Raw genomic sequence first — 26,287 nt, 5'->3', positions numbered from 1 at the left:
GCAGCTCAGAGGGCCACCCCTGCGGCCCGGACGAAGGCCGCGAAGGCGGTACGGGAGACGGTGAAGGCGGGGCCTTCGGGGTCCTTGGAGTCGCGCACGGCGACGAGGCAAGCGCCTTCGGCGATCTCGACGCACTCGCCGCCCTGGTCACTGCTGTAGCTCGACTTGCGCCAGGCTGCCGCGCCCAGGGGGGCGCACTCGACGCAGTCGCCGCCCTGGTCACCGCTGTAGCTCGACTTACGCCACTGGGCGCCGGTCAGTCGTGAGGTGCTCCCCATAGCGTTCCTCCATGATGCGCCGGATCAGCTCCGCCGAGTCCTTGAGGGACAGGGCCGCCGCTTGGAGGTGATCGTAACGGAGTGAACAGTCCTGGAAAGTCTCCGGATTGGCGGTCGGATGCCCCATTCCATAGCCCTCGGTGTAGACAATGCCCGGATCGCTGGCGAAGCGAAAGAGGCTGAAGGAACCCGTCAGTCCCGCATGCGCCCCCGATCCGAACGGCAGCACCTGAATGAACACCCTGGGGTCGTCCGCGAAGGACATCAGGTGTCGCAACTGCCCCCGCATAACCTCAGGGCCGCCGATCGCCTGGCACAGCGCCGCCTCGCTGAGGATCGCCCACAGCACCGGCGGCTCGCCGTTCTCCAGGATGCGTTGCCGGGCCAGCCTGACCGTCGTGCGGTCGTCCAGATTGCTCTGGTCCATGGCGCCGAGTACGGCCCGTGCGTACGCCTCCGTCTGCAACAGCCCGTGCACCATGTGCGTGTGGAACGTACAGATCTCGACGGCCCGCACTTCGAGCTCCGCCACCTTCCTGAACCACGCCGGAAGCTGGCTGCGCAGTACGAGCCCGAGCAGGCGGGACAGCATCCCGCCCGTCTCCAGGGCCAGATCCACGCGCTCGCTGAACTCGGCGGTGGGGAGTTTGCGGGCCGTCTCCACCTGGCCGATCAGCGAACCGGTGTAGTTGATGACGACACCGAGCTGCTGCTGCGTGAGCCCGGCGGCCTCGCGGTAGCGGCGCAGCTCGTAGCCGTAGTAGTCGAGCGGCGACGCACTCGGGTCGAGAACGTTGATGTTGGCCAAGGCGGACACCCCTTCGCTCAACTCCACCCCGTCCGGAGCGGGTTGTGTTCGTACAGTTGCTGAGCGTAGTTGCCCACGGCGGTCCGTGACCACACAAGTGGCGGATCGGGACGTACGGGCGGATCCTGGCTGAACGCGACGATCCATGCGAGGGGGTGTCGGGACAGCGATGTCCCGGCACCCCCTTGAGCATCCTCGCAACAACTGAAACAGTTGATCCGGAGCAATTAATCAACTGGATCGGTTGGGGAATGAGCGACAAAGAACAGAATCAGCACAAACTGGCGGTCACCGAGCGCACCCGCCACCGCCGCCTGCGCGACCAGGGCCGCACCTCACGGGCGAACCTCGACGCCGTCCTGAGGGCCGGTTTCGTCTGCCACCTCGGGGTCGTGGTCGACGGGACCCCGATGGCGCTGCCCACTGTCTACGGCGTCGATTTCGGCACCCGCACGCTCTACGTCCACGGGTCCGTCGCCAGCCGCAGCCTCGCGCCCTCGCCCGACGACACCACCGTCTGCGTCACGGTCACCCATGTCGACGGGCTGGTTCTCGCGCGCTCGGTCTTCGAGCACGGTGTCAACTACCGCAGCGCCATGGTCTACGGCGTACCGCGCCTCATCACGCAGCGCACCGATCCCGAAGCACTCCTGCACGGACTGCGGGTCGTCACCGAGCACTGCGCGCCGGGGCAGTGGGACTACGCCCGACGCCCCAACGCCAAGGAGCTCGCCGCCACTTCCCTGCTGGCGCTCCCTCTCGACGAAGCGTCGGTGAAGGTGGCGTCAGGACCGCCCGAGGACGGGGACGGGCCCGACGGAGAGCTGGGGCTGTGGGCGGGAGTCGTGCCGATGAGCACCTACTTCGGCATACCGGAGCCGGACCCCGCACTGCCGGCCGGGATCTCCCTGCCGTCGCACATATCGGCACTGGGCAGTGACGGTTCACGCTCGGCCGACGCGGGCTGAAGGAGCTTGCGCGGGCCGGCCAGGACGTACGTCAGGCCGAAGCCGGCAACGACGACCGCCGCCCCGCCCACCGCGTCCAGTACCCAGTGATTGGCGGTGGCGACGATGGCGCACACCGTGAAGAAGGGGTGGAGCAGCCCGAGAAGCTTCATCCACAGCTTCGGGGCGATGAGGACGACTACCAGGCCGCACCACAGCGACCAGCCGAAGTGGAGCGAGGGCATCGCCGCGTACTGGTTGGTGAGGGCGGTCAGCGCGCCGTACTCGGGGCTCGCGAGGTCCTGCGCTCCGTGGACCGTGTCGATGTACCCGAGGCCCGGCATCAGGCGCGGCGGGGCCAGCGGGTACAGCCAGAAGCCGACCAGCGCGAGGACGGTCGCGAAGCCGAGTGAGCTGCGGGCCCAGCGGTAGTCGGCGGGGCGGCGGGCGTACAGCAGACCGAGGATCGCCAGCGGTACGAGGAAGTGGAAGGAGGAGTAGTAGAAGTTGAAAAAGCCTTCCAGCCAGTCCGCCTTCACGACCGCGTGGTTGATCCAGCGCTCGATGTCGATGCGCAGGAACTGCTCCGCCGAGACGACCTGGCGGGCGTTCTCCTCGGCGGTGGCGCGCCCGCCCGTCGCGGCCGTGCGGACCTGCGAGTAGGCGGAGTAGCCGGCCCGGATGAGCAGGAGTTCGAGGAGCAGGTTGGGGCGGGTGAGGACGCGGCGCCAGAACGGCAGCAGCGGAACCCGGCTCCAGCGGCCGGCGACGGGTTTCGCGTAGTCGGTGGGGAGGGGCTGGAGCCAGTACGGCGAGGTTCGCGAGAGGAAGGGCACCGCGCAGGCCGCCGCGACGGCCGCCACCAGCAGGATGTTGTCGCGGATGAGGATGAGCGGTCCCACGTTCGGCAGCAGCATCGTGCCGGGCAGCGTCATCACCAGGACGACGGCCGCGGGCCACACCATCCGGTCCGAGGCCCGCTTGCCGACCCGGCCGACCACCGCGAGCAGCACCCACAGCAGTTGGTGCTGCCAGGCCGTCGGCGAGACGGCGACGGCGACGCAGCCGGTCAGGGCCACGGCGAGGAGCAGCTGGCCGTCCTGGGCGTAACGGACGGCCCGCCGCAGTCCGAGTACGACGACGGTCGCGGCCAGGAGCAGGAAGAGGGCGATCTCCAGCGGGCCCTCGAGGCCGAGCCGCAGCAGCGCGCCGTGCAGCGACTGGTTGGCGAGGCTGTCGGGGCGGGCGCCGAGCCCGGCGCCGGCCACATGGTGCACCCAGTACGTCCAGGAGTCCTGCGGCAGAGCGGCCCAGGCGAGCGCCGAGCAGGCGGCGAACGTGGCGCCGGTGGTGAGCGCCGCGCGTCTGCGGCCCGTCAGCCACAGCAGGGGCGCGAACAGCAGCACGGTGGGCTGGAGGGCGGCGGCGATGCCGATGAGGACGCCCGAACTGCGTTGCCCGCGCGCCTGGAAGCAGCCGAGGAGGACGAAGAGGACGGGGATGACGCTGGTCTGGCCGAGGTGGAGTGTGTTGCGGACGGGCAGCGACAGCATCAGCAGGCTGATGGCGACGGGTGCGGCGAGCAGCGCGGTGCGCCGGGACACGGGCCCTGGCAGGGCGCGGGCTGCGACCATGCCGAGTACGGCGACGAGCAGCAGCGTCCCGAAGGTCCACGCCACGCCGAGGCTCTGCTCGGCGGAGCGGGCCAGTGGCTTCAGTACGAGCCCGGCGAAGGGTGTACCGATGAAACGGTCGGTGTCGTAGAGCGAACCCGCCACGTGCAGTACGCCCTCGTCGCCGATCCAGGTCTCCAGGTCGGTGAGGCGCTCGCCCGGCGGCGTACGCAGCAACATCGCGATCTGCCGCACGCCCAGTGCGGCCACGACGGCCCAGAGGGCGATCCGTGCCGCTCCGAGCCTGTTTCCGGCGCCCATTGCCCCTACGGCGCCGCCCGCCGCGCCCCGCTCCGCATTCGCCACGTCGCGCTGACCCTCCCCACTGTCCCCGCACCCGCGTGCATGGTGCGTAGAGCCTCGCACTGACCTGTACAGAAGACGCAGGCAACCCCCGCTTCGCCTGGCTGTCATCCGGTTTTGTCCGAACGACTTCACTTTCCACGATCCACGTTCCGCCGTGAGGGCGCGAGATGGATCACAAGTGAGGGGGGTGCGGCGGACTCGGCGTGCGGCACGTTTGCCCAGCTTGTGGCTGGTCAGGTGGACGAAGAGCGATCAACTCCACACTGCCCGTAAAGGCCGGTTGGACCCCTATGGTCGTGTTTGAGCCGCCGGGCAGGGCGGCTCGTGTCATGTCGTCCATCAAGAGAAAGCGCAGGCGGGCAAATTCGTGCCGACTTCCATACCTGTTGACTCCCGCGTCCACCCGGCCGGGACCGCCGACATCACCGTCACCGACCCCGCGATGGTGAAGCGGGCCGTGAAGGCCGCCGCTCTGGGCAACGCGATGGAGTGGTTCGACTTCGGCGTCTACAGCTACATCGCGGTCACGCTCGGGAAGGTGTTCTTCCCGTCCGGCGACCCCACCGCGCAGTTGCTGTCGACGTTCGGAGCGTTCGCCGCGGCCTTCCTGGTGCGGCCCGTCGGCGGCATGGTGTTCGGTCCGCTCGGCGACCGCGTCGGCCGCCAGAAGGTCCTCGCCATCACCATGATCATGATGGCGGCCGGCACCTTCGCCATCGGCCTGATCCCGTCGTACGCGTCCATCGGCATCTGGGCGCCCGCGCTCCTCTTCCTCGCCCGCCTGGTCCAGGGCTTCTCGACCGGCGGCGAGTACGGCGGCGCCTCCACCTTCATCGCGGAGTACGCCCCGGACAAGCGCCGTGGCTTCTTCGGCAGCTTCCTCGAATTCGGCACCCTCGCGGGCTACATCGGGGGCGCCGGCCTGGTGACCCTGATGACCGCCCTGCTCAGCGCGGACGACCTGCTCTCCTGGGGCTGGCGCGTCCCGTTCCTGATCGCGGGCCCGATGGGCATCATCGGCCTCTATCTGCGGCTGCGCCTCGAAGAGACCCCGGCCTTCGCCCAGTTGGAGAAGGAGGCGCGCGCCGATCAGGCCGACCGCAAGAAGAAGGCCGGCCTCAAGGACATGGTGGTCGGCCAGTGGCGGGCGATGCTGCTGTGCATCGCCCTGGTGCTCGTCTTCAACGTCACCGACTACATGCTCCTGTCGTACATGCCGACGTACCTGACCGAGCAGCTGAAGTACGACGCCACGCACGGCCTGCTCGTCGTCCTCGGCGTGATGGCGCTGATGATGTGCGCGCAGCTCTTCATGGGCCGCCTCACCGACCGCGTCGGCCGCCGCCCGGTGATCGCGGCGGGCTGCGCCGGATTCCTGGTCCTGTCCGTCCCCGCCCTGCTGCTGATCCGTCAGGGTTCGCTGCTCGCCATCGCGTGCGGCATGGGCGCGCTGGGACTGCTCCTGGTCTGCTTCACCTCGTCGATGCCGTCCGCGCTGCCGGCGCTCTTCCCGACCAAGGTGCGCTACGGCTCGCTGTCGATCGGCTTCAACATCTCGGTCTCGCTCTTCGGCGGTACGACGCCGCTGGTCGTCACCGCGCTGATCGGCGCCACCGGCAACATGATGATGCCCGCCTACTACATGATGGCCGCGGCCGTCGTCGGCGGCGTGGCGGTGTTCTTCATGACGGAGAGCGCCCGCAGGCCGCTGCCCGGCTCGCCGCCGTCGGTGGCCACGGAGGAGGAAGCCCGGGAACTGCGCGCTCCGTACGGCAGGATGGGCGCATGAGTATCGTGAAGATCAATGTGCTGAGTGTGCCGGCCGAGCAGCGTGAGGTACTGGAGAAGCGCTTCTCCGCGCGGGCCGGGGCCGTGGAGAACTCCGACGGCTTCGAGTGGTTCGAGCTGCTGCGGCCCGTCGAGGGGACCGACCAGTACCTCGTCTACACCCGGTGGGCCGACGAGGCGTCGTTCCAGGCCTGGATGGAGGGGCCGATGAAGGCCGCGCACCAGGGTCCGGGCGCGGGTGAAGGCGGCGAGCGTCCCAAGCCCGCCGCCTCCGGCTCCACGCTGTGGTCGTTCGAGGTGGTCCAGCAGGCCGGTCCGAAGAACGGCTGACCGCCGGAACCGCCGCGTCACATCCGCAGCAGGCGTTCGGTCGCCTCGCGGTACGTGCGCAGGGCGACCCGCAGCTCCTCCGTCTCGGCCTCGTGGTCCTCGGCCGCCCAGCCCGAGCGGAGGGAGCCGCGCCGTTCGGTGACGGCGTCGGTCAGGCAGCGGGTCACCTCCTCGAAGACGCTGTCGGCCTCCTCGACCGCGCGCCGGGGGCCGTCCACGAAGGTGTTGACGGCCTGCTGGAGACGCAGGGCCAGCTTGTCGCGCTCGCCCCGCGGGATGAGCTGCGCCTGGGTGGAGGTGGTCGCGGAGGTGCCGGCCGGGGTGCCCGCAGAGGTGGTCGCTGAGGTGTCCGCGGGAATCCCCACAGAGGTGGATTCGGGGGTCGGGGCCGGGCCGGGACCGGCCGGCCGTGGGGTGCCTCGTTCGGGCACGGCGCGCGGCGGCTGCTCCGCCCGCTGTCGCGACTGCTGGGCCCTGGTGTCCGGATCGGCGTCGTACGTCATCACGCACCACTCCCCTTCGGGTGATGGCCCTTGCCCAGGGACCACGGGGCGTGCGAACGGCTGTGGCGGTCGTCGGCGCGCTGCGGGCGGTTCCTGCCGCTGTCCGTCGGCTTGGCGGTGACCAGCGTCTCGAAGAGCTCACGCGCGTCGAGCATGGCCTCGCGCATCTGCTCCGTACTGCTGTCGGTGTGCGCCGCGCCGTGCACCCTGCGGTAGCCGTGCACCTTGTCGGCGTGGTGGACGGAGAGCGCGGAGACCTGCTCGTCGTACTGGCCGTCCGCCGGGAAGCCCCGGTCGGCCGCCAGCCGCGCCAGCAGCCGGTCGGCCTCGGCGACGGCGTGCTGCGGGGAGTCGACGAACTGCTCCTGGACCGCCGCCCAGCGGGCGACGTACTGCTCACGGATCTCGGGGGTCAGCGGCCGCGGTTCGAGCGACCCGTGCCGCTTCACGCGCTCGTCGAGCTCGCGTTCAGCCGCTTTCGTGTCGCCGTCGTGGTGGGCGACGACCCTGTCGTACTCGGGACCGAACCGCCTTTTCAGCCCGCGCCCGCCACCGCGCCTGCCGGGTCCGGCGACGAGGAACACGGAGACGAGGAGAATGACGACCACCGCTATCAGGGCGATGATCCAGACTGTGGACATGGCTGCCTTCCCGGTTCTCGGTCTGTCAACGGCTTGTCACGCTGCGAGTTGCCCGTAATTCGTTGGTCAAACGGCCGGGCGCTCCGGTACAGACGTGACCATGAACTGGAACGTGACCCCCGAGCGCTACGACACCCGGGAGTCGACGGCCCTGCGCCGCGACTACTACGACGAGGTGGCCAGCCGCTACTGGGGGCGGCCCGCGACCGCGCGGGAGATCGACGAGGGACTCACCGACGACGGCGTGGAGCGACTCGTGCGGCCCACGGGCGAGTTCGTCGTCGGCCGGTACGACGGCACGGCCGCCGCCTGCGCCGGGCTGCGCGTGGTGGACCCGGACACCGCCGAGCTGACGCGGGTGTACGTACGCCCCGCCTTCCGCGGCACCGGCGGCGGCGGGCTGCTGCTGGCCGAGGCCGAGGCGGCGGCCCGCGACCTCGGGGTCAAGCGCGTCCGGCTGGACACGCGCAACGACCTGGTGGAGGCACGCGCGCTGTACGCACGGCACGGGTACACCGAGGTGCCGGCGTTCAACCAGGGGCCGTACGCGGAGCACTGGTTCGCCAAGCCGCTGTAACGCGCCCGGCCCTGTCGCCCGCGCTCACAAGTGATGATCGGGTGTGGGCGCCGGGCTGTACGGGCGGTCCTGGTCGGAGCCGCTCACCTCGGCGCTCAACTGCTCGACCAGCTGGATCAGATCGGTCGGCCGGTCGGGCCCCCACCAGTCGCCGAGCAGCTCGGCCAGGGACTCCTCGCGGGCCTTGACCAGCTTCTCCGCGACCTCCTTCCCCTTGTCCGTCAGCACCAGTTGCAGGCCGTCGCGCCGGGCGAGCCCGCGCTCCTCGATCTGCCGTGCGGCGTCGGTGACGACCCGCAGCGGCACCGGGGTGACATCGGCGAGCATGGCGGGTTCGACGGCGCCCTCGCGTTTGACGCGCAGCAGCAGCCAACTGGCCGCGGGCAGCAGGTCGTAGCCCGCCTTCGCGGTAATCTTCTCGTAGATGTGCCGACGCCCCTCCCGGGTGGCGAGCACCGACAGGGCGCGGACGCACTCGTCGTACGAGGAACGCTCGACAGGGTTGGACGCGAGCGTCTGGCCCGCGTCGGGCGCCGTCACCGACCTGCGCAGCCTGTCCTCCCTCAGGAACCAGGCGATCACGAAGGCGATGAGGACGACGGGCGAGGCGTAGAGGAAGACGTCGGTGATGGACGTGGAGTACGCGTGCAGGACCGGAGGACGCAGTCCGGACGGCAGCAGGGCGATGTCCCGGGGGTCGGCCGCGACCTGGTCGGGGCCGATGCCCGGCGGGAGCTGCTGGCCGGCGAGGGCGTCGCCGAGCTTGTCGAGCAGCCGGTTGGTGAAGATGGTGCCGAAGACGGCGACGCCGAAGGACGCGCCGATGGAGCGGAAGAAGGTCGCGCCGGAGGTGGCGACGCCGAGATCCTCGTACCGGACGGCGTTCTGCGCGACGAGCACCAGCACCTGCATGACGAGGCCGAGGCCGGCGCCGAAGACGAAGAAGAAGGCACTCATCTCCCAGGTGCCGGTGGTCTCGGTCAGCTGGTGCAGCAGGAGCAGGCCCAGGGCGGTGATGCCCGTACCGGCGATGGGGAAGACCTTCCAGCGGCCCGTACGGCTGACGATCTGGCCGGAGGCGGTCGACGTGATCAGCATGCCGAGCACCATCGGCAGCATGTGCACGCCGGACATGGTGGGCGTGACGCCCTGAACGACCTGGAGGAACGTCGGCAGATAGGTCATCGCGCCGAACATGGCGAAGCCGACGATGAAGCTGATGACGGCGACGAGCGTGAACGTACGGAGTTTGAAGAGCTTCAGCGGCAGGACGGGCTCGGCGGCCTTGCGCTCCACGAGAACGAACCAGACGAGCAGTACGACGCCGAGGACGGCCAGCCCGATGATCTGCGCCGATCCCCAGGCCCAGGTGGTGCCGCCGAGCGAGGCGACGAGGACGAGACAGACGGCGACCGATGCGATCAGGGCGGTGCCGAGGTAGTCGATGGTGTGGCGCGCGGAGCCGACCGGGATGTGCAGTACGGCGGCGATCACGAGGAGCGCGACGACGCCGATGGGAAGGTTGATGTAGAACACCCAACGCCAGCTGAGGTGCTCGGTGAAGAGCCCGCCGAGGAGTGGTCCGAGGACGCTGGTGGCGCCGAAGACCGCACCGAACAGGCCCTGGTACCTGCCGCGTTCGCGTGGTGGCACGAGGTCGCCGACGATGGCCATGGACAGCACCATCAGTCCGCCACCGCCCAGTCCCTGCACCGCGCGGAAGCCGATGAGCTGCGACATGTCCTGCGCGACGCCGCACAGCACCGAGCCGATCAGGAAGATGACGATCGCAGCCTGGAAAAGCTTCTTGCGGCCGTACTGGTCACCGAGCTTGCCCCACAGCGGCGTGGCCGCGGTCGCGGCGAGCATGTACGCCGTGACGACCCAGGACAGGTGCTCCATGCCGCCGAGTTCGCTGACGATCGTCGGCAGGGCGGTGGAGACGATGGTCTGGTCGAGCGCGGCGAGCAGCATGCCGAGCAGCAGCGCTCCGATGGCTACAAGAACGGTCCGTCGGCTGTCGCCCGGTTCTGTGCCGGGGCCGGCTACCGGGGCCGCGGCGGGGGCGCCGCTCGGTTGCTGGGCCATGGACTACTCCTCGGGTCCCCTGGGAGTCGTGCATCTTCCATCCTGATCGTTGTGGGCCGATATGGCCTGCCGAGCGGGGAACCCCGCTGGGCATCGGGTCCGCCGGTCTGCATAATCGCTGGCAGTTCGAGGGAGGGGACCCACGGTGAACGGACATGCATGTCCCGAGTGCGGTACGGACCGGGGTGCCGCGTCCAACGACGGCAGACCCGGGTGCGGGTGTGCGGAGCGGGCGGCGGAGGACTTCAGTCCGCTGCGCATACGCCCGTACGTGACGCTCCACGGCCCGCCGGAGACGGGAGGGCGCGCAACTCCTCCGTACCCGGAGCACGACTGCGCCGCGGCCGTCACACGAGCGCTGGGGGTGCTCGGCGGGCCGGCCGGAAACGGGCCGGGGCCGGAAGGCGGGCAGGAGGACGGCGCGACCGCGGCCATGGCTGCCGTACCGCTGCCCGGGGCGGGTCCGGGCAGCGCTTTCGACTCCGAGTACCCGAGCGCCGACACCGCCGAGGACCTGTACGCATTCGGCTCCGGTCAGGGGCGTGCCGCACGCCGCCGTGAGCAGCGCAAGGGGCCCTCGCTGTGGCTCGCGGTGGGTGCGGCCGTCGTCGCCGTCGTGGGCACCGCCGCGTTCGCCGGGGGCCTGTTCTCGGGGAGCGACGAGCAGGAGTTCGCGCTGCCGGACATCGCGACCAGCCCACCGGCACCGAGCGGCACCCCCGAGACGTCCGCGTCGAAGGGCCCCGAGTCCGCCGCCGCGTCCCACGCTCCGGGCCCGTCGGCGACGGCCTCCTCGCCCGGGGCCGCGACCGGGTCCGCCCCGGCGTCGGCCGGCGCCTCCCCGGGCATCGGGGCCGGCTCGTCGGAGCCGGGCACGGCGACCCCGTCGTCGGCGCCCTCCACGGCGGAGAACACCGGCACTGTGAAGCAGGCGCCGGAGCCGCCCGCCGGCGGCGCGGTGCTCAGCAGGGGCGACCGGGGGCCCGAGGTCGCGGAGTTGCAGGACCGGCTCGCCCAGGCCCAGTTCTACAACGGTCCCGACAACGGTCAGTTCAACGACCGCGTGGAGCAGGCTCTGCGCGCGTACCAGTCGTCCCACGACATCCAGGGTGACCCTGCGGGCACCTACGGCCCCCACACCCGCAGCGCGCTGGAGGCGGAGACGCGGGAGCCCTGAGAGGGGAGCCCTGAAGTCGGGCGCTCCGACGGGCCCTGACGGACTATGGCCTTCGCGCCGCGCCGGGCGGACTGTCGAAGGATGAACAAGAACTCCTGGCTGCTGCGGGCCCTGCCACTCCTTCCGCTCCTTCCGCTCCTTCCCCTGCTGCTGATCTTCCGGCTGCTGCGCCGCCGTACCGCCGGCACCTGGAACGGTCCCGACGGCGGGCCGCCGCCCTCCGGCGTGCGCGAACCGCGCAGGCCGAAGCCCTCCCCACCCGCCGTCACGGAGGCTTTGCCGCTGCCGTGAGCCGGAGCGAGAGCCGGAGCGTGCGGCAGTTCGGGAGGGGGCGGCGGGGGGCGGGGTGGCGCTCTCCCCGTTTGTTTTGTACCTTGGAGAAACAAAGTGGCCTCCGCCCGTTTTCCCTGACCGGCGGGCGGGGCCGCTTGTCTCTTTCTTCCGCGCTCTGGAGTACGTCGATGCCGGCCACCACCGTTCTGAACGCCAACGCGCTCCTGCTGGACATGGACGGCACCCTGGTCAATTCCGACGCCGTCGTGGAGCGCGTCTGGCGCCACTGGGCCGAGGCGCACGGCCTGGACCCGGAGGCCGCCCTCAAGGTCGTACACGGCCGCCAGGGGTACGCCACCATGGCCGTGCTCCTGCCGGACCGTCCGGTCGAGCAGAACCACGCCGACAACCGCGAGCTGCTCGCCCAGGAGACCGCCGACGTCGACGGCGTCGTACCGGTCCCCGGCGCCCCCGCGTTCATGTCCGCGCTGTCCGGCCTCCCGCACGCCCTGGTCACGTCGGCCGACGAAGCCCTCGCCCAGGCGCGCATGACGGCCGCCGGGCTGCCGATGCCGGTCACCCGCGTCACGGCCGAGCAAGTGGGTGCGAGCAAGCCGGACCCCGAGGGCTTCCTGAAGGGCGCGGCGGAGCTGGGCCACGCCCCGGCCGACTGCGTCGTGTTCGAGGACTCCGAGGCGGGCATCACGGCGGGCAGGGCGGCCGGCATGCGCGTCGTGGGCGTGGGCCCGCGCGCGGCCGTCCACAGCCCGACGGTGCACGTGGACGACCTCACGCAGGTGCGGATCGAGGCCCTGCCCGACGGCACGCTGCGGCTTCACATCGCCGCCTGAGCGCCGCACGAGGGCGGGCCGGTCCGGCGGTCAGCCGGCGATCGCCTCGTAGAGGCTGAACGCCGCCAGCGCCAGCATCAGCGCCGCCGCCACCTTGGTGATCAGGTTCAGGGGGACGTACTTCATGAGCGTGCGGCCGCCCACGATCCCGATGCCCGCCACCGCCCACAGGGCCAGCACCGCGCCGATGCCCACGGACACCGGGTTGTCGTAGCGGGCCGCCAGGGTGGCCGTCATGATCTGCGTGAGGTCGCCGAACTCCGCGACGAGGATGAGCATGAAGCCCGCGCCCGAGACCTTCCAGAACGACTGGTCGGCGGGGGCCCTGACCTCTTCCTCCCCGTCGTCCTTCTTGAAGAGCAGTACCAGCGCGCCGGCGAGGAAGAGAACACCCACGACCGCCTGCACCAGCCGGTGCGGCAGCAGGGTCAGTACGCTGCCCGCCGCGATGGCGAGGGCCACGTGCACGGCGAAGGCGGCCGCGACGCCCGCGAAGACGTACGACGCGCGGTAGCGGGTGCCGAGCATGAGGCCGGCCAGGGCGGTCTTGTCGGGAAGTTCGGCGAGGAAGACGGTGCCGAAGGTGATCGCCATGATGGTGAAACTGATCATGGGGTGGGGTTCCTCAATCGGTCGGGCTGCCCGCACCGAGAGAAACCTGCGTGAATCAGGGGTCGCTTCGGCACGGCAGCGTCGCAAAGACAACAACACTGCGGCCGAAGGTCTCGCTGGCGGGCTGGATTCCGGCTGGATTCCTGTCCGCCTCCGGGCGCCGGCTGAGGCGTGCTCAGCAGTATGTCGACGGTCCGGCGAAGAGCTACTCCCCTTCTGCTCCGAACAGGGTACGCGACCGGGGCCGGGCCCCGTCAGGGCCCTTGGTCCCCCGCCCCTCCCCCCTCGTCCGCATCCTCTTCCTCCGCGTCCTCTTTCTCCGCCGCCTCCCGGTGCAGCCGCCCCCGTGCCACCAGTTCCAGCACCGCCGCGACCGCCACCGCCTGCACCGCGAGCAGCGCGACCAGTACGAACAGCTGCACCACCCCCGCGAGCAGCGGCGAGGCGCCACCCAGCAGCATGCCGACGAAGGCGCCGGGCAGGGTGACCAGGCCCACCGTCCTGGTCTGGTCGAGTCCGGGCAGCAGCGCGTCCGAGGCCGCGGGGCGGGCGATCTCCAGCCGGGCGTCGCGGTCCAGGAGGCCGAGCGCCATGCCCGCGTCCACTTCCCCGCGCCGTACCACGAGCTCGTCGAGCGCCCGGCGCCCGCCCAGCACCGTCGCGGTGAGCGCGCCGCCGATGAGGATGCCGGTGACGGGGACGAGCGCGATGCCGTCGGCCGGCACGAGGCCGGTGAGCAGGAGCGCGGTGACGACGGGAAAGACACCGGCGGCGATCGGCACGGCGGCCCACCACCAGGTGGCGTTGGGGGTGATCCGGCGTCCGGCGGTGCGCACGGCGACGGCGTACATCAGGGCGAGGAAGGCGAGCAGCAGCCATCCCGACCGCACGACCCAGCCGATCAGCAGCGACACGGCGGCGAGCTGGACGGCGGCCCGCAGACCGGCGACGGCGACGGAGCGGGCCCGGCGCCGCGATCCGTCGTCGGAGAGGCGGGCGCAGGCGACGACGGTCACGGCGACCGCGAGCAGCACGGCGAGGACCGCCCCGAGCGTGGGGTTGGCGGGCAGCAGGACCTGGGCATCGGCGGCGAGGGGGGTCGCTGGCGGGTCGGGCACCCGGCCAACTCTAGGGCGGTGAAGGAACCGTGTCGGGACGTCAGAATCCCTTGATGTGACGTGCTCATGTCGTCACTCTGTTACCTGGCGCCCATCCCCCGGCAACCTGGCGCCGCCACGATGACCGAGCCCGGCGACGGGCATCGCCACGTCCCGGTACCGGTCAGCCCCCCCACACATCGAGGAGTTCGCATGTCAGGTGTCTACGCGCGTCGAGCAGTGCGCCGAATAGCCGTCCTCACCGCCACCGCCGCCCTCGTCGGCACGAGCGTCCTGCTCACCGCCCCCACCGCCCAGGCCGCCCCGCCCACCCCCGTGAGCGCCGCCACCGCCCGCACGTACCTCGGCCAGCTGACCGAGCGCGCCGAGGGCTCGTCCACCGGCTACAGCCGCGACAAGTTCCCGCACTGGATCACCCAGTCGGGCGCCTGCAACACCCGCGAGGTCGTCCTCAAGCGCGACGGTACGAACGTCCAGCAGGACTCCGCCTGCGCGGCGGTCAGCGGCAGTTGGTACTCCGAGTACGACGGCGCCACCTGGACGGCCGCGTCCGACCTCGACATCGACCACGTCGTGGCCCTCGCCGAGGCCTGGCGCTCGGGCGCGAGCAGCTGGACGACCGCCCAGCGCCAGTCGTTCGCCAACGACTTGACGCGCCCGCAGCTCATCGCCGTCACCGACAACGTCAACCAGGCCAAGAGCGACCTGGACCCGGCGGAGTGGATGCCGTCCCGCACGGCCTACCGCTGTACGTACGCCCGGATGTGGGTCCACGTGAAGCACCACTGGAACCTGAGCGTGGACTCCGCCGAGAAGAGCGCGCTCCAGGGCGTGCTCAACAACTGCTGACCAGGATCGGAATCAGCCCGCGACCAGCACCGGGATCAGAACCGGGAACGCAGGAACCTCGCCATCCCCCTCCGTCGTTCCGTACCGTACGGGGCGACTGAGGAGGACGACTTATGGCCGGGCTTCGGCTGGGACCACTGCTGCGGTACGTCGACCGTGAGGCCGGTGACGCGGCGACCGTCTGGGTCGAGACGGACCGGCCGTGCACGGCGCAGGTGCGGTGCGACGACGGCGCGGGCGGTTCGTCCCGTACGTTCCAGATCGCCGGCCACCACTACGCGCTCGTCACCGTGACCGGGCTGCGGCCCGGCTCGGAGACGGCGTACGAGGTGCTGCTCGACGGGCGGCGGGTGTGGCCCCTCGAAGGCACCCGCTTCCCGCCGAGCACCATCCGTACACCGGCCGCGGGCACCGAGGAGGTGCGTGTCTCCTTCGGCTCGTGCCGGTGGGCCGCGCCGGCCGACGGCGAGCACGACCCGGTGGGGCCCGACGCCCTGGACACGCTGGCCACGAGCCTGGCGGCGGACCCCACGGCGGTACGCCCCGACGTGCTGCTCCTGCTCGGCGACCAGGTGTACGCCGACGAGACGTCGCAGGCGACGCGCAGCTGGCTGGCCGCACGGCGCGATCTGCGCGAGCCGCCGGGCGCCGAGGTCGCGGACTACGAGGAGTACACCCGCCTCTATTACGAGTCCTGGCTGGACCCCGAGGTGCGCTGGCTGCTCTCCACCATCCCCAGCTGCATGATCTTCGACGACCACGACGTCATAGACGACTGGAACACCAGCGCGTCGTGGCTCGCGGAGATGCGCACCACCCCCTGGTGGCGGGAGCGGATACTCAGTGGCCTGATGTCGTACTGGGTCTACCAGCACCTGGGCAATCTCCCGCCCGCCGTGCTCGCGGCCGACGAGCTGTTCGCGGCCGTACGGGCGGTCCCCGACGGGACGGACCACCTGCGCGCGTTCGCGGCGCGGGCCGACGCCGACACGGCCTGCGTGCGCTGGAGCTACCGGCGCGACTTCGGGCGGGTACGACTGCTCATGGTCGACACGCGGGCGGCCCGCGTCCTGGAGGAGGACCGGCGCGCGATGCTGAACGACGCCGAGGCGAGGTGGCTGCGCGAACAGGCGCTGGAGGACCCGGGCTCGTACGACCACCTGCTGATCGGGACCTCGCTGCCATGGCTGCTGCCGCCGCTCATCCATGACGCGGAGGGATGGAACGCGGCGCTGTGCCGGGGCGAGCGGGGTGGCCGCGGCGGACGCTGGGCGCGGTTCGGCGAGGATCTGCGCCGGAGATCGGACCTGGAGCACTGGGCCGCGTTCCCGGCGTCCTTCGAGCAGCTCACGGATCTGATCGCGGAGGCGGGTTCGGGCCCCGCGGCGCCGGCGACGGTGTGCGTGCTGTCGGGCGACGTGCATCACGCGTACGTCGCCGAACCGGACTGGCTCGGCGGGGGCGGCCCGGCGGCGCGGGTGCTCCAGCTGACCTGCTCCCCCGTGCACAACAGCATTCCCGCTTCGATACGGCTCGGGTTCCGCTTCGGCTGGAGCAGAACCGGACGGCGCCTCGGCCGCTTCCTGGCACGGCACGGGCGGGTCGGTGAACCACGGATCGACTGGCGCAAGACGTCGGGTCCGTGGTTCGGCAACCAGCTCATGACCCTGACGCTGCGGGGCCGGTCGGCAGTGCTGCGACTGGACCAGGCGCGGGCGAGGAAGGGCGGGGGCGCGGGGCTGTCGACCGTACTGGAGAGGGAACTGGCGGACCCGGATCCCGAACACGCGACCCGGGGGTGACCGGGCCGCGCCGGGCCCGGCGCGGGCACCCCGGCGGGCCTCCCGTGATCCTTCCCACAGCGGCGGGGATCCTGCCCGACAGGGGTACGACTTCCCGCACTCCACCGGCATGATGATGCGGACCCTCCGCCTCCAGCGCCCCACACCACGCTCGCCCCGGGAGTCACCGCCTTGTCCGTGCACCAAGCCCTCGCTGTCGTGGGCGCCGGCCCCCGTGGCACCAGCGTGCTCGAAAGGCTCTGCGCCTCCGTGCCCGCGCTGGCACCGGACGCGAGGCTGACGGTGCACGTCGTCGATCCGGCGCCCCCGGGGGCGGGTCAGGTCTGGCGTACCAAACAGCCCGCCGAGCTGCTGATGAACACCGTCGCCTCGCAGGTCACGCTCTTCACCGACGCGAGCGTCGCCTGCGAGGGCCCGATACGCCCGGGGCCGAGCCTGTACGAGTGGGCGACCTCGCACGGCGGCGAATGCCAGGGCGACGGTCCTCGTGACGGCGAGGCGGCGCTCGGCCCCGACGACTACCCGACCCGTGCCCACTACGGCCGCTACCTGGAGTGGGTGTTCCGCCAAGTGGTGCGCGGCGCACCGGAGTCGGTCACCGTGCGGGTGCACCGGGCCCGGGCCGTGAGCCTCCAGGACGCCCCCGACTCAACCCAGACACTCGCGCTCGACAACGGCGAGACGCTGACCGGCCTGAGCGCGGTCGTCCTCGCCCAGGGTCATCTCCCGGTCCACCCGGACCGGTCGGACTCGCACCTCGCCGCGTACGCCGCCCGCCGCGGCCTGCGTCACCTGCCGCCCGCGAACCCCGCCGATCTGGACCTCTCCGCCCTCGCGCCCGGTGAAGCGGTCCTGTTGCGCGGCCTCGGACTCAACTTCTTCGACCACATGGCCCTCCTCACAGCGGGACGCGGCGGCACGTTCACCCGCGCCCCCGGCGGCGGCCTCGTCTACCACCCGTCGGGCCGCGAACCGCGCCTGTACGCGGGGTCGCGGCGCGGAGTACCGCACCAGGCGCGCGGCGACAACGCGAAGGGCCCGTACGGCAGGCACGAGCCGCTGCTCCTCACCCCCCGCGTGATCGCGGCCTTCCGCGCCCGCGCGGACGCCGGGGACCCTCCGGACTTCCTGGCCGAGATATGGCCGCTGGTCGCGAAGGAGGTGGAGACGGTCTATTACGAGACGCTGCTCGGTGCGCAGGCCGCCGCACAAGGCACCGGTTTTCGCGGGCGGTTCCTCGCCACCGCGCACCGCAGCGCCCAGGAGGCGGACGTACTGGGCGAGTTCGGCGTACCGCACGACGAACGCTGGTGCTGGGACCGGACGGCCCGCCCGTACACCGGACACGCCTTCCGCGACCCGGCGGACCACCGCGCCTGGCTGCTGCGCCACCTGCGGCGGGACGCGGCGCACGCGGCGCTCGGCAATGTGGCGGGTCCGCGCAAGGCGGCCCTCGACGTACTGCGCGACCTGCGCAACGAACTGCGGCAGATCGTGGACCACGCCGGCCTGCCCGGCGCGTCGCGCCGCGACCACCTCGACCGCTGGTACACACCGCTGAACGCGTTTCTTTCCATAGGCCCGCCGCGTCGCAGGATCGAGGAGATGACGGCACTGATCGAGGCGGGCGTACTGGACGTCATAGGCCCGCGCATGACAGTGGAGACGACCGGCGACGCCTTCGTCGCCCGGTCCCCCGACATCCCGGGGTCCGAGGTCACGGCCAGGACCCTCGTGGAGGCCCGGCTGCCGGAGCCCGATCTGCGGCGCACGTCGGACGAGCTCCTCGCGCGGCTCCTGAAGACCGGCCAGTGCCGACCGCACACGGTCGGCGGGTACGAGACGGGCGGCCTCGACGTCACCCGCCGCCCGTACCGCCTGATCGACAGTCAGGGGCGGGCACACCCACGGCGGTTCGCGTTCGGAGTGCCCACGGAGGGCGTGCACTGGGTCACGGCGGCGGGCGCCAGGCCCGGGGTGGACTCGGTGACGCTGACAGACGCGGACGCGGTGGCCCGCGCGGCGCTGCGGGCGGCGGTGCGCTTGCGTACGACGGCGGTCCTGACCTCGCAGCCGGCGGACCGGACACCGGGCTGAGCCGCGGGTCCGCTCCACGCTCCGGGCTCCCCGGGGGTGTGCCCAGGCCCGCATACAGGCCGTATCCGGGGCGTATTCCCGGGCGTATTCCCGACACCGCATTGAACGTGACATGTCCAACATCGTCGGGCCCCTGACGATCTCCGCCGATATGGCAGGCGTACGCTGTATGGCTGTACAGCCGCCCCTGCCGCTCCCCTGCGACGTCGCGGCGTTGTTACGAACCGGGGAGTCACGTTGTTCGAAAGTGTGGGGGCGCTGACCGGCAGCCCGTGGATCTACGCGGTGGTCGCGGTCTCGGTGGTCATGGACGTCTTCCTGCCGGTCCTCCCCAGCGGAGTACTGGTGATCACGGCCGCCACCGCCGCGGCGGCGGGCACGACGACCGTCGCGACAGCCGGCCAGGTGGCGCACCAGGTGCCCGACATCCTCGCGCTGATGGTCTGCGCGACGACCGCGTCCGTACTGGGTGACTTCGTGGCGTACCGGCTGGCCTGGCGCGGCGGCGACCGCCTCGACCGCGCCATCGCCCGCTCCCGCCGCCTGACCACTGCGCAGGAACGTCTCGGCACCGCGCTCAGCCGCGGCGGCGGCATCCTCGTCGTCATCGCCCGCTTCGCCCCGGCGGGGCGCTCCGTCGTCTCCCTGGGGGCGGGGGCCGCGCACCGCAAGGTCAAGGAGTTCCTGCCCTGGTCGGTCCTGGCGGGCATGGCGTGGGCCGGCTACAGCGTGGGACTCGGATACTTCGGCGGCCAGTGGCTGGGCGCGTCGTGGCTGGGCGCGGCGGTCTCGATGCTGGCGCTGTTCGTGGCGGGCTCGCTGGCGGCGCTGTTCGTACGCCGCCCGGTGCCTGCGACGGCGGCGACGGCGACGGCGACGGCGACGGCTTAAGCGTTCTGCCCGGCCACGTCTCGTACGGCCGCTCTCGCTCCCCGCGCTCCTCGCACTTCGATACCGGCGAGCAGCTTCCGGGTCGACTCGGCCACTTCCGCGACGGCCTGGTCGAAGACCTCGCGGTTGTGGGCGGCGGGCACCCGGAACCCGGAGACCTTACGCACGTACTGCAGGGCAGCGGCGTGGATCTCCTCGTCGGTGGCCTCTTCGGGGATGACGGGCGGGCGGAGCGTCTTGATGCTGCGGCACATACCACGACGGTAGCCCCGGACGCCCGCCCTTGGCACGGGCGGGCAGGGTCGGAGGCTTCCTCGGCACAGCCGTCGCGGGCGGCGGTCCCGCTAGCGGCCCGACCATCCCCGGCCGGCGCCGGTGCCCGCGAGGAGCGCTTCGGTGATGAGCCGGACGGCACGGGCCAGGCGGTTGAGCTGCTCGAGCTCGACGGCGTACATCTTGATGGTGCCCTCGATGACCGTCTCGGAGACGCCGATGGTGGGCAGTTCCGCCCGGCAGGTCCGCAGCGCGACCCGCACGGCCCGGATCTCGTGCTCGACCTGGAGCTGCGCGTGGCGGGCGAGGAGGACGGGGTGGCGGGTGAGCGTCGAGTATCCGGCGTAACGGGCCGGCAGGAGGTCTCGCAGCCAGCGGGCCGCCGTGCGCTCCCAGTCGTGACTGCCGGGGGCCTTGACCTGACACGGCCAGTCGGGGCTGATCGCTGAGAGGGTCTGGGACATCGTCGTCGCTCCGGCGGGTGGTGGACGGGCTCTGATCGCGGGATGCCGCGGAAGTATGCGGCGGTCCCGGCCCAGGGGTAGACCGGGACCGCCAAGGAGGGCTTCCGCCGAGGAAAGCGGAGCCCCGAGAGAACACCCGCGGGCGACGTGAGGAGGAGTGCGCCGCTCGTGGGTATCCACTGATGTGAGGTGCATAGGCTCTGTCGGCCACACGCAGTAAACATATATACCGCCGAGTACGCAAGGGTATGAAAAAATTCATACCCTCCGTGCGCTGAAAGGAGGCGCTCTGTAACCGGCGGGGTGGTCGGAGGCCGGGAGCGGGAGTCAGGCTCCGGGGCCCGGAGTCGGTGCCCGGAGCCGGGGCCCCGGAGTCAGGGGCCCGGGTCGGGTCAGTCCTCGAGGAAGAAGTCGTGCTGCTCGGCGACTTGCTCGTACCCCTCGAGCCGCGACTGGGTGCGTACGGGGTCGGCGTCGGCCATGGCCTGGAGAACGGCTGCGGAGAGGACCCCCGGTGCCGAGTAGGAGTCGAAGACGAGGCGGGAGCCGGTGCCGGCGGTAAGGGCGACGTCGGCCTCGTCCACGAGCGACCCGAGCGTCAGGTCGGTGATCAGCGCGACGCGCAGCCCCGTGCTGCGGGCGGCCTGCATCGCCGCGAGGGTCTCGTTGGCATGCCGGGGCATGGCGAACGCCACCACCCAGGTCCCGCCCGCTTCCCGCGACTGGAGCAACGCGTCGTAGGCGACGCTGCCCCCGCGGGTCACCAGCCGCACGTCGGGGTGAATGCGCCGCGCGGCGTAGGCGAAGTACTCCGCCAACGACACGGAGATCCGCAGGCCCAGAACGGTCAGAGGCACCGAACGGGCCAGCTCCCGCCCCATGTCGAGCACCCGGCTGGGGTCGGCAAGGGTGCGCCGCAGACTCTCCAGGTTCTCGATCTCGGCATCGACGGCCGCCTGCAGCTCATTGCGGCGGATCTCCTCCCGCGTGTCCGGGGCACCGGCGACAGAGCTGAGCGCGATGGGCTGCAGAGCCTCGCGGAGTGCGGGGAACCCGCTGAATCCCAGGGAGGACGCGAAGCGGGTGACCGACGGCTGGCTCACCCCCACGCGCTCGGCGAGATCCGTGATCGACAGGAACGCGGCCTCGGTGAGGTGGTCGACGATGTACTGGGCGATACGCCGCTGCGCCGGGGACAGCCGGTGCCCGCCGAACAGTGCGCGAACCCGGTCGGTGGGAGAGGCCTCCGTATCCGGAGTCTGCCTACCAGGCGTGATCGCAGACGCCTGTGCGCGTGCCTGCTGCCGTGATGGCACCGGTGTGCCTCCCTCTCGTCCCACTGGTGCTCAACATAGCTCACCCCCCGTGACCACACCCCGAGCCGTCCCCCGAGCCCCACCCTCCACACCCGCCCGCGCCCACCCTCGCCCACGAAGGAGACCCCCGGCTGATCACAGCCGGGGGGGGGCATGGGTCCCTCTGCACGTCAGGCAGCCAGCGGCACCTGCTCGCCCTCCGGCAGGTTCTGGTACTGAGCCCAGATCTGGTTCAGCTCGTGCTGGTAGTAGAGCGAGTGCAGACCGGCGACGATCATGAGAATCAGCCCGATCCAGGGATTGCAGGTGGGCCGCATCCCGGCCGACTGCTGCATCTGGGCAATGCGTTGACCGGTGTTGTACACCGACACGAAGGGCGGGACGATCACCAGAAAGCCGACGGTGACGGCCAGCACGGCGTACACCGGACTGACCTCGATCCGATGGTCGAAGTCGCGGGCCTCACGGTTCACTTTGTAGTACCAGACCAGATGGTAGATACCCAGCGTGATCAGCGGCCAGACCAGCCAAACGAGAAGGATGTTCCGGGACTTGCCGACGCGACCTGACACGACGCACCTCCTGTCAGTCCAGTGCATCACGACCGGCGGACACACGCGCGCCATGTGCCGGCAGCGCACGGCAGAGGGCCCCAGTCATGATCGGCTGGGGCCCTCTGCACTGGTGGGCGCGGACGGGTTCGAACCGCCGACATCTGCTTCTTAAGTTCGACCATTAGTTCTATGCCTCAGGTAGGCCAGGCCCAGTTCCAGCGGGTCCTCCGCGCGGTCCGCGCACTTCGACCTGTCGCTCGTGAGGGTCACCATTCCGTCACTCTGGTCCCCGGAATCCGCACAGCCGGGATGACGCGACCACGAGACGCACGTCCTTGGGGGGACCATGCGCACCACCACCGCCGCCCTGCTCCTCGCCGCATCCGCCACCCTGCTGGCTGGCTGCGGCGACTCTGACTCCAGCACAGAGAACAAGGCCAGCCACCAATCGAGCCCCGCGCTGTCCACCAAGGGGTGCCGAAGCGAAATGGTCGGCCTTTTTCTGGCGGCGGTCATCAACCGTTCTTTGGATTGCGCCGCGCAGCCCCCTGCATTGCTGCTCGTTGTTCCCGAGGGTTTCAGAGATGCACTCGCGGACCGATGTCACCATTTCATCAATGCCTACGTCATCGAGCGCAGATTCCTCGCTTACGGGTACGCTTTTGGGCTTCTTCCCCCCAATACCTCATGGCGGAGATACTCGACCAAGGCGACCCAATAGTAATTCCGCATTTCAGGGTCATAGGCGACGCCGATGACAGGGATTCGGCTCCTGGTCCAGTCTTCGACGTGCTCTCGGCATGGGATCGCGTAGCCAACCGCCCGGCGGTACTTGACGCCACTCTTGATCTGAACCGCTGCTAATTAGTGAACTTGCCAGGCTCGGGACGATCAGCGCGGCTGCCTCAGTGCCCGGAACGACGACGGTCTGCTCGTCCAGAGCGGCGAAGGGCTCGTCGACCAGCCGCTCGGCCATCCTCGGGGCCTTTGGCCGTAACAGCGTGGACGGAAGAGCAGGAACGCGACCAGAAGAAGGCCCATGCGGATTCGCCGCGGGGGGGCCTTCTCGTGGCCTACCGGAAGCCTGGACCTGACCTCGGGGCCTTACTCCTTGGGAACGGTACCCACACATTCAGAGAATGGATTGCGCCCCACGCATTCAAACAGCGGACCCCACTTGCCGCCTTCGCTGGCACCCGTAGATACCGTATCGGCACACGACGGGTCAGAAAGACCCCAGAGAGATCCCTCCGGCCAACCAGCCTCATCCGTTCGGCTCTCGATCTTCTCGACACAGGACGCGGGCGCCCCGAGGCGCTTTACTTCTTGCAGGAATTCCTGGTACTGGGAATTCTGGGAAGCGCCGTCCAGACGGTCCACCGTTGTCTGAGCTTCCTTCCGCTCACCCTCCGGCGCGTCCGGGTTCTGGACTGTCAGCAGCGCCTTGGTGTTCTTCTCCACGACCTGCTGGATCGCCTTTTGATCCTTCGGATCCTTCGGCTTCGTCTTCGGATTCTCGATTGCCTTCATCGCTTCGACGGTCTTCTTCACGCCCGTCTCGATCTTCTTTTGCTCCTGCGGAGGCATCGGGGTCGCCTTCGGCTTCGCGAGTGCGACCAGCGCGTCGCTGAGCAATTCCGTGTTCACCCTGTAAAAAGCTCGTCTCTCCGCCGACACACTGGGATCCCCCGCAACCGAAGAGAAAAATCCGATGCTCTGCGCGATATCCCTGTACGCGAGCCGGTCAGCCGCTGACCTCTTCGTGTCCTGGGCCAGTTTCAGCGCTTCGGCCATCCCCGCCACGGCCTTCGTGAACATGGCCTTGTCCTCCGCCGAGGTGTTCACGTCATCGATTTTGTTCAGCGTTACGCTGAGCTGGTTCAGGACTTCTGTGTACACGGCCTTGTCCTTGGCCGACGTTGCCGGGTTGTTGATTATCTTCAGCGTCTCGGCCACAACCCTGTCCAGCTCGGCCTTCACCTGCTCCGGCGCCTTCTCTACCTGTTCCTCCATCTCCTGCTGCCGCTGCGGCGTCACGAACTGCTTCTGTCCATCCTGCTGCTCCTGCTGCTCCTGCTGCTGCTTTTGCTGCTGCTCCTGCTCCTGCTGCTGCTCCTGCTGGTCCTGCTCCGGCTGGTCCTGCTGCTCCTGTTCCGGCTGGTCCGGCTGCTCCTGTTCCGGCTGGTCCGGCTGCTGCTCTTGCTGTTCCTCCGGCTGTTCCGGCTGCTCCTCCTGCTGGTCCGGCTGCTCCTCCTGCTGTTCCGGCTGCTCCTCTTGCTGATCCGGCGGCGGCGGAGGCGGCGGCGGCGGAGGATCTGGTGACCCCGCCGTCGCAACTTGAGCGATGACATCAGGCGCTGCCACAGCAGTGCCCATGCCTACCGGCACCGCGAGCGCGGCAGCCAAGCAGGACGCGCCAACAATGCGGGAGATTCGTCGCCGGGCGTTTTTGGCCATGAGGAATCCAGGTGCGCTTGCAGTGTGCTGCTCTGCCTTTGTGGACTTGGCCCCTCGAGGCGGCCCAAGGTCACCGGAGCTCCATAGCTCAACGGTGCACTGGCACTACAAAACAACTCTTCGCCCGCTCACTGCATCCCGCAACCCGGGCCCATGCTCTGGCTCGCCGGGTGGGGCCGTAGCGTCCTGAGGACCGCGTTGACCGCCGCGTGCAGGGAAGAGCTGGTCATGCGGAACGTGGCGACGCTGGTCGAGCCGCCCTCGGTCGAATCGCGCAACATATCGCCGTGGTCGCTTGGACGAAACGTTGGCCTTCCTGACGGCCGCCCGAAAGGACCCGCTCTACGCGGCCTTCGCAATCGCCATCGCGCTCGGCTTCCGCCGCGGTGAGGTGGTCGGCCTCCGTTGGGAGAATCTCGACCTCGAAAAGCGTGAGATCCGCGTCCGTACCCAGCGACAGCGTGTCCGGGGTGAGGCATACGAGGACGATCCCAAGGGGCGCCGCCGTCGGCAGACCTTGCCTCAGCCCGCTCTTTGCGTCGCTCCCCTGCGGTGGCAGCGGATGCGGCAGGCGGCGCTGCGCGAGAGCGCCGGGGACGAGTGGGAGGAGACCGGTTACGTCTTCACGACACGCACCGGCCGGCCGATCGAGCCGCGCAACCTGTACCGCTCGTTCACCCGCGTGGCGCAGACAGCCGGGATTCGAGTGATCCGGCTGCACGGTGCCCGGCACGGCTGCGCGACGCTGCTGACCGCTGCTGGCGTCGCTCCCCGTGTCGTGATGGAGATCCTCGGTCACAGCCAGATCGCCGTCACGATGAACATCTACGCCCACGTCGTCCAGGACACGCAGCGTGAGGCAGTGAGCCACCTGGACCGGATGCTAAAGCGACCGCCGGTCGTGAATGACCGCCCCGGTTGATGTCAGATCTGGATGTCAAAGGCCTCCAGCCATGATCGGCTGGGGGCCTTTGTACTGGTGGGCGCGGACGGGTTCGAACCGCCGACATCTGCTTTGTAAGCGAGGTGGGGCAACATGCGGGCTGACCTGCGAGAGCCCGGCTAGGGCCGGTTCCGGGTGTCGTGGCCGTCAGGAACCTTGTTTTCCCGTGGTTCCCCGCTCGTTCTGGCACAACTGTGGCACGGCGGACCTGTTTGCTGTGGACTGACCTCTGGGAGGGGCATGAGGTCTGCCGAACGAGCAGCGGGCCGTCGACCATGTGCTGCACGGACCGCCGCTGCCCGTACCTCGTTCGCCCGATCACTGGCACAAACGCCCCCGGCGTACCCGATCTTCGACTGTGCTGACCGCCGAAGTGGACGCCGCTGCGGTTTAGCTGGAGGACACGTCCGGCTTCGCTGCGCAGCTCACGTGTGAGCGGATGGCTTCGCTGAGATCTACCGGCACTCCGCCGAACAGTCGGCGGCAGGAGTCGCGGAGGGCGGATGCGAAGGTACGCGACGCGCCACAAGACGGCAGGCCGCCCCATCTCATCGTCGCCGTTTCAGCGCGTGTGCGGCGCGGGGGATCTCCTCGTGCAGCAGTCGGCCGACCAGGGCACCGCCGAAGATGACGATGCCCACGCCGACCAGCCAGGACTGGATGACCAGGAC

The 26,287-nt window shown here is 70.3% G+C and carries 26 protein-coding genes and 3 pseudogenes; 13 read left to right on the top strand and 16 right to left on the bottom strand.

Annotation, left to right across the window (positions count from 1 at the left end):
- Positions 1-5: 5 nt before the first annotated feature.
- Both ACWIHY_RS22470 and ACWIHY_RS22465 read right to left on the bottom strand, forming a co-directional pair.
- Positions 6-278, bottom strand: coding sequence for a DUF397 domain-containing protein (locus ACWIHY_RS22470; RefSeq protein WP_454377441.1), 273 nt, complete (start codon positions 276-278; stop codon positions 6-8).
- The gene (locus ACWIHY_RS22465; RefSeq protein ID WP_454377440.1) at positions 238-1,086 is read right to left on the bottom strand and encodes a helix-turn-helix domain-containing protein; all 849 of its coding nucleotides are present in this window, start codon (positions 1,084-1,086) and stop codon (positions 238-240) included. Before ACWIHY_RS22465 ends, ACWIHY_RS22470 begins: the two co-directional genes overlap by 41 nt.
- A gap of 251 nt (positions 1,087-1,337) precedes the next feature.
- On the opposite strand from ACWIHY_RS22465, the gene ACWIHY_RS22460 reads away from it, so the two are divergent.
- Complete coding sequence (locus ACWIHY_RS22460; protein WP_454377439.1) at positions 1,338-2,054, top strand: pyridoxamine 5'-phosphate oxidase family protein; 717 nt, start codon at positions 1,338-1,340, stop codon at positions 2,052-2,054.
- Here ACWIHY_RS22460 and ACWIHY_RS22455 read toward each other — a convergent pair.
- Positions 1,946-3,967: a bifunctional glycosyltransferase 87/phosphatase PAP2 family protein gene (locus tag ACWIHY_RS22455; RefSeq protein ID WP_454377559.1), complete on the bottom strand. Its 2,022-nt coding sequence runs from the start codon at positions 3,965-3,967 to the stop codon at positions 1,946-1,948. The genes ACWIHY_RS22460 and ACWIHY_RS22455 overlap by 109 nt on opposite strands.
- A gap of 412 nt (positions 3,968-4,379) precedes the next feature.
- On the opposite strand from ACWIHY_RS22455, the gene proP reads away from it, so the two are divergent.
- Positions 4,380-5,801, top strand: coding sequence for a glycine betaine/L-proline transporter ProP (gene proP, locus ACWIHY_RS22450; RefSeq protein WP_454377438.1), 1,422 nt, complete (start codon positions 4,380-4,382; stop codon positions 5,799-5,801).
- On the top strand, positions 5,798-6,130 hold the full coding sequence (locus ACWIHY_RS22445) for an antibiotic biosynthesis monooxygenase family protein (RefSeq protein WP_454377437.1): 333 nt from the start codon (positions 5,798-5,800) through the stop codon (positions 6,128-6,130). Before proP ends, ACWIHY_RS22445 begins: the two co-directional genes overlap by 4 nt.
- Before the next feature lie 17 nt (positions 6,131-6,147).
- On the opposite strand, the gene ACWIHY_RS22440 is transcribed toward ACWIHY_RS22445, so the two are convergent.
- Both ACWIHY_RS22440 and ACWIHY_RS22435 read right to left on the bottom strand, forming a co-directional pair.
- A complete protein-coding gene (locus ACWIHY_RS22440) occupies positions 6,148-6,633 on the bottom strand; it encodes a hypothetical protein (protein WP_454377436.1) in 486 nt (161 codons plus the stop codon).
- On the bottom strand, positions 6,633-7,274 hold the full coding sequence (locus ACWIHY_RS22435) for a hypothetical protein (RefSeq protein ID WP_454377435.1): 642 nt from the start codon (positions 7,272-7,274) through the stop codon (positions 6,633-6,635). The genes ACWIHY_RS22440 and ACWIHY_RS22435 overlap by 1 nt, the downstream gene beginning before the upstream one ends.
- A 100-nt stretch (positions 7,275-7,374) precedes the next feature.
- On the opposite strand from ACWIHY_RS22435, the gene ACWIHY_RS22430 reads away from it, so the two are divergent.
- Positions 7,375-7,851: a GNAT family N-acetyltransferase gene (locus tag ACWIHY_RS22430; RefSeq protein WP_454377434.1), complete on the top strand. Its 477-nt coding sequence runs from the start codon at positions 7,375-7,377 to the stop codon at positions 7,849-7,851.
- Positions 7,852-7,875: 24 nt separating this feature from the next.
- Here the strand turns inward: ACWIHY_RS22430 and ACWIHY_RS22425 are convergent, their stop codons facing one another.
- Positions 7,876-9,939: an MFS transporter gene (locus ACWIHY_RS22425; RefSeq protein WP_454377433.1), complete on the bottom strand. Its 2,064-nt coding sequence runs from the start codon at positions 9,937-9,939 to the stop codon at positions 7,876-7,878.
- A gap of 145 nt (positions 9,940-10,084) precedes the next feature.
- On the opposite strand from ACWIHY_RS22425, the gene ACWIHY_RS22420 reads away from it, so the two are divergent.
- The 3 genes from ACWIHY_RS22420 to ACWIHY_RS22410 all read left to right on the top strand — a co-directional run bounded on the left by ACWIHY_RS22420 (position 10,085) and on the right by ACWIHY_RS22410 (position 12,240).
- The gene (locus ACWIHY_RS22420; protein ID WP_454377432.1) at positions 10,085-11,116 is read left to right on the top strand and encodes a peptidoglycan-binding protein; all 1,032 of its coding nucleotides are present in this window, start codon (positions 10,085-10,087) and stop codon (positions 11,114-11,116) included.
- 81 nt (positions 11,117-11,197) lie between these two features.
- Positions 11,198-11,407, top strand: a complete 210-nt coding sequence (locus ACWIHY_RS22415) for a hypothetical protein (protein ID WP_454377431.1) — start codon at positions 11,198-11,200, stop codon at positions 11,405-11,407.
- Positions 11,408-11,577: 170 nt separating this feature from the next.
- Positions 11,578-12,240: an HAD-IA family hydrolase gene (locus tag ACWIHY_RS22410; RefSeq protein WP_454377430.1), complete on the top strand. Its 663-nt coding sequence runs from the start codon at positions 11,578-11,580 to the stop codon at positions 12,238-12,240.
- 30 nt (positions 12,241-12,270) lie between these two features.
- Here the strand turns inward: ACWIHY_RS22410 and ACWIHY_RS22405 are convergent, their stop codons facing one another.
- The gene (locus tag ACWIHY_RS22405; RefSeq protein WP_454377429.1) at positions 12,271-12,852 is read right to left on the bottom strand and encodes a TMEM165/GDT1 family protein; all 582 of its coding nucleotides are present in this window, start codon (positions 12,850-12,852) and stop codon (positions 12,271-12,273) included.
- Positions 12,853-13,106: 254 nt separating this feature from the next.
- On the bottom strand, positions 13,107-13,970 hold the full coding sequence (locus ACWIHY_RS22400; RefSeq protein WP_454377428.1) for an ABC transporter permease: 864 nt from the start codon (positions 13,968-13,970) through the stop codon (positions 13,107-13,109).
- Positions 13,971-14,162: 192 nt separating this feature from the next.
- Between ACWIHY_RS22400 and ACWIHY_RS22395 the strand changes: the two genes are divergently transcribed.
- From ACWIHY_RS22395 to ACWIHY_RS22380, 4 genes are all read left to right on the top strand, one after another.
- On the top strand, positions 14,163-14,819 hold the full coding sequence (locus tag ACWIHY_RS22395) for an HNH endonuclease family protein (protein WP_454377427.1): 657 nt from the start codon (positions 14,163-14,165) through the stop codon (positions 14,817-14,819).
- Positions 14,820-14,932: 113 nt separating this feature from the next.
- On the top strand, positions 14,933-16,621 hold the full coding sequence (locus ACWIHY_RS22390; RefSeq protein ID WP_454377426.1) for an alkaline phosphatase D family protein: 1,689 nt from the start codon (positions 14,933-14,935) through the stop codon (positions 16,619-16,621).
- A gap of 177 nt (positions 16,622-16,798) precedes the next feature.
- The gene (locus tag ACWIHY_RS22385) at positions 16,799-18,718 is read left to right on the top strand and encodes an FAD/NAD(P)-binding protein (protein ID WP_454377558.1); all 1,920 of its coding nucleotides are present in this window, start codon (positions 16,799-16,801) and stop codon (positions 18,716-18,718) included.
- Positions 18,719-18,955: 237 nt separating this feature from the next.
- Positions 18,956-19,609 carry a DedA family protein gene (locus ACWIHY_RS22380; protein WP_454377425.1) on the top strand — a complete coding sequence of 218 codons (654 nt, stop codon included), beginning with the start codon at positions 18,956-18,958 and terminating at the stop codon, positions 19,607-19,609.
- Here ACWIHY_RS22380 and ACWIHY_RS22375 read toward each other — a convergent pair.
- The 4 genes from ACWIHY_RS22375 to ACWIHY_RS22360 form a co-directional block, all read right to left on the bottom strand.
- Complete coding sequence (locus ACWIHY_RS22375; RefSeq protein WP_454377424.1) at positions 19,606-19,863, bottom strand: DUF2277 domain-containing protein; 258 nt, start codon at positions 19,861-19,863, stop codon at positions 19,606-19,608. The two genes, ACWIHY_RS22380 and ACWIHY_RS22375, sit on opposite strands and share 4 nt — an antisense overlap.
- Before the next feature lie 90 nt (positions 19,864-19,953).
- On the bottom strand, positions 19,954-20,346 hold the full coding sequence (locus tag ACWIHY_RS22370; RefSeq protein ID WP_454377423.1) for a hypothetical protein: 393 nt from the start codon (positions 20,344-20,346) through the stop codon (positions 19,954-19,956).
- Positions 20,347-20,738: 392 nt separating this feature from the next.
- Positions 20,739-21,662 (bottom strand): MurR/RpiR family transcriptional regulator, encoded by a 924-nt coding sequence (locus ACWIHY_RS22365; RefSeq protein WP_454377422.1) that lies wholly within the window; start codon positions 21,660-21,662, stop codon positions 20,739-20,741.
- A 170-nt stretch (positions 21,663-21,832) separates the two neighbouring features.
- Positions 21,833-22,234 (bottom strand): DUF4234 domain-containing protein, encoded by a 402-nt coding sequence (locus tag ACWIHY_RS22360; RefSeq protein ID WP_454377421.1) that lies wholly within the window; start codon positions 22,232-22,234, stop codon positions 21,833-21,835.
- A gap of 328 nt (positions 22,235-22,562) precedes the next feature.
- Here ACWIHY_RS22360 and ACWIHY_RS22355 point away from each other — a divergent pair, with 328 nt between their 5' ends.
- Complete coding sequence (locus ACWIHY_RS22355; protein WP_454377420.1) at positions 22,563-22,937, top strand: hypothetical protein; 375 nt, start codon at positions 22,563-22,565, stop codon at positions 22,935-22,937.
- On the opposite strand, the gene ACWIHY_RS22350 is transcribed toward ACWIHY_RS22355, so the two are convergent.
- The 3 genes and pseudogenes from ACWIHY_RS22350 to ACWIHY_RS22340 all read right to left on the bottom strand — a co-directional run bounded on the left by ACWIHY_RS22350 (position 22,865) and on the right by ACWIHY_RS22340 (position 24,673).
- Complete coding sequence (locus ACWIHY_RS22350) at positions 22,865-23,023, bottom strand: hypothetical protein (RefSeq protein ID WP_454377557.1); 159 nt, start codon at positions 23,021-23,023, stop codon at positions 22,865-22,867. The genes ACWIHY_RS22355 and ACWIHY_RS22350 overlap by 73 nt on opposite strands.
- Before the next feature lie 58 nt (positions 23,024-23,081).
- A pseudogene (locus ACWIHY_RS22345) lies at positions 23,082-23,216 on the bottom strand (IS110 family transposase); the annotation flags it as partial.
- Between the two features lie 104 nt (positions 23,217-23,320).
- Positions 23,321-24,673: a hypothetical protein gene (locus tag ACWIHY_RS22340; protein WP_454377419.1), complete on the bottom strand. Its 1,353-nt coding sequence runs from the start codon at positions 24,671-24,673 to the stop codon at positions 23,321-23,323.
- Between the two features lie 183 nt (positions 24,674-24,856).
- Here ACWIHY_RS22340 and ACWIHY_RS22335 point away from each other — a divergent pair.
- Positions 24,857-25,595 (top strand): annotated as a pseudogene (locus ACWIHY_RS22335) (tyrosine-type recombinase/integrase); the annotation flags it as partial.
- Positions 25,596-26,164: 569 nt separating this feature from the next.
- Here ACWIHY_RS22335 and ACWIHY_RS22330 read toward each other — a convergent pair.
- Positions 26,165-26,287: pseudogene (locus ACWIHY_RS22330) on the bottom strand (ribonuclease BN); the annotation flags it as partial.

The organism is Streptomyces sp. NPDC055287, from assembly GCF_053646035.1.
This window is presented reverse-complemented; position numbering and strand designations above follow the sequence as displayed.

Excerpts from the sequence above, each read along its gene's own strand:
- ACWIHY_RS22470 (WP_454377441.1), bottom strand. The coding sequence starts at position 278 with ATGGGGAGCACCTCACGACTGACCGGCGCCCAGTGGCGTAAGTCGAGC.
- ACWIHY_RS22460 (WP_454377439.1), top strand. The coding sequence starts at position 1,338 with ATGAGCGACAAAGAACAGAATCAGCACAAACTGGCGGTCACCGAGCGC.
- ACWIHY_RS22455 (WP_454377559.1), bottom strand. The coding sequence starts at position 3,967 with ATGGGCGCCGGAAACAGGCTCGGAGCGGCACGGATCGCCCTCTGGGCC.
- ACWIHY_RS22445 (WP_454377437.1), top strand. The coding sequence starts at position 5,798 with ATGAGTATCGTGAAGATCAATGTGCTGAGTGTGCCGGCCGAGCAGCGT.
- ACWIHY_RS22440 (WP_454377436.1), bottom strand. The coding sequence starts at position 6,633 with ATGACGTACGACGCCGATCCGGACACCAGGGCCCAGCAGTCGCGACAG.
- ACWIHY_RS22435 (WP_454377435.1), bottom strand. The coding sequence starts at position 7,274 with ATGTCCACAGTCTGGATCATCGCCCTGATAGCGGTGGTCGTCATTCTC.
- ACWIHY_RS22430 (WP_454377434.1), top strand. The coding sequence starts at position 7,375 with ATGAACTGGAACGTGACCCCCGAGCGCTACGACACCCGGGAGTCGACG.
- ACWIHY_RS22425 (WP_454377433.1), bottom strand. The coding sequence starts at position 9,939 with ATGGCCCAGCAACCGAGCGGCGCCCCCGCCGCGGCCCCGGTAGCCGGC.
- ACWIHY_RS22415 (WP_454377431.1), top strand. The coding sequence starts at position 11,198 with ATGAACAAGAACTCCTGGCTGCTGCGGGCCCTGCCACTCCTTCCGCTC.
- ACWIHY_RS22410 (WP_454377430.1), top strand. The coding sequence starts at position 11,578 with ATGCCGGCCACCACCGTTCTGAACGCCAACGCGCTCCTGCTGGACATG.
- ACWIHY_RS22405 (WP_454377429.1), bottom strand. The coding sequence starts at position 12,852 with ATGATCAGTTTCACCATCATGGCGATCACCTTCGGCACCGTCTTCCTC.
- ACWIHY_RS22395 (WP_454377427.1), top strand. The coding sequence starts at position 14,163 with ATGTCAGGTGTCTACGCGCGTCGAGCAGTGCGCCGAATAGCCGTCCTC.
- ACWIHY_RS22390 (WP_454377426.1), top strand. The coding sequence starts at position 14,933 with ATGGCCGGGCTTCGGCTGGGACCACTGCTGCGGTACGTCGACCGTGAG.
- ACWIHY_RS22375 (WP_454377424.1), bottom strand. The coding sequence starts at position 19,863 with ATGTGCCGCAGCATCAAGACGCTCCGCCCGCCCGTCATCCCCGAAGAG.
- ACWIHY_RS22370 (WP_454377423.1), bottom strand. The coding sequence starts at position 20,346 with ATGTCCCAGACCCTCTCAGCGATCAGCCCCGACTGGCCGTGTCAGGTC.
- ACWIHY_RS22355 (WP_454377420.1), top strand. The coding sequence starts at position 22,563 with ATGCGCACCACCACCGCCGCCCTGCTCCTCGCCGCATCCGCCACCCTG.
- ACWIHY_RS22340 (WP_454377419.1), bottom strand. The coding sequence starts at position 24,673 with ATGGCCAAAAACGCCCGGCGACGAATCTCCCGCATTGTTGGCGCGTCC.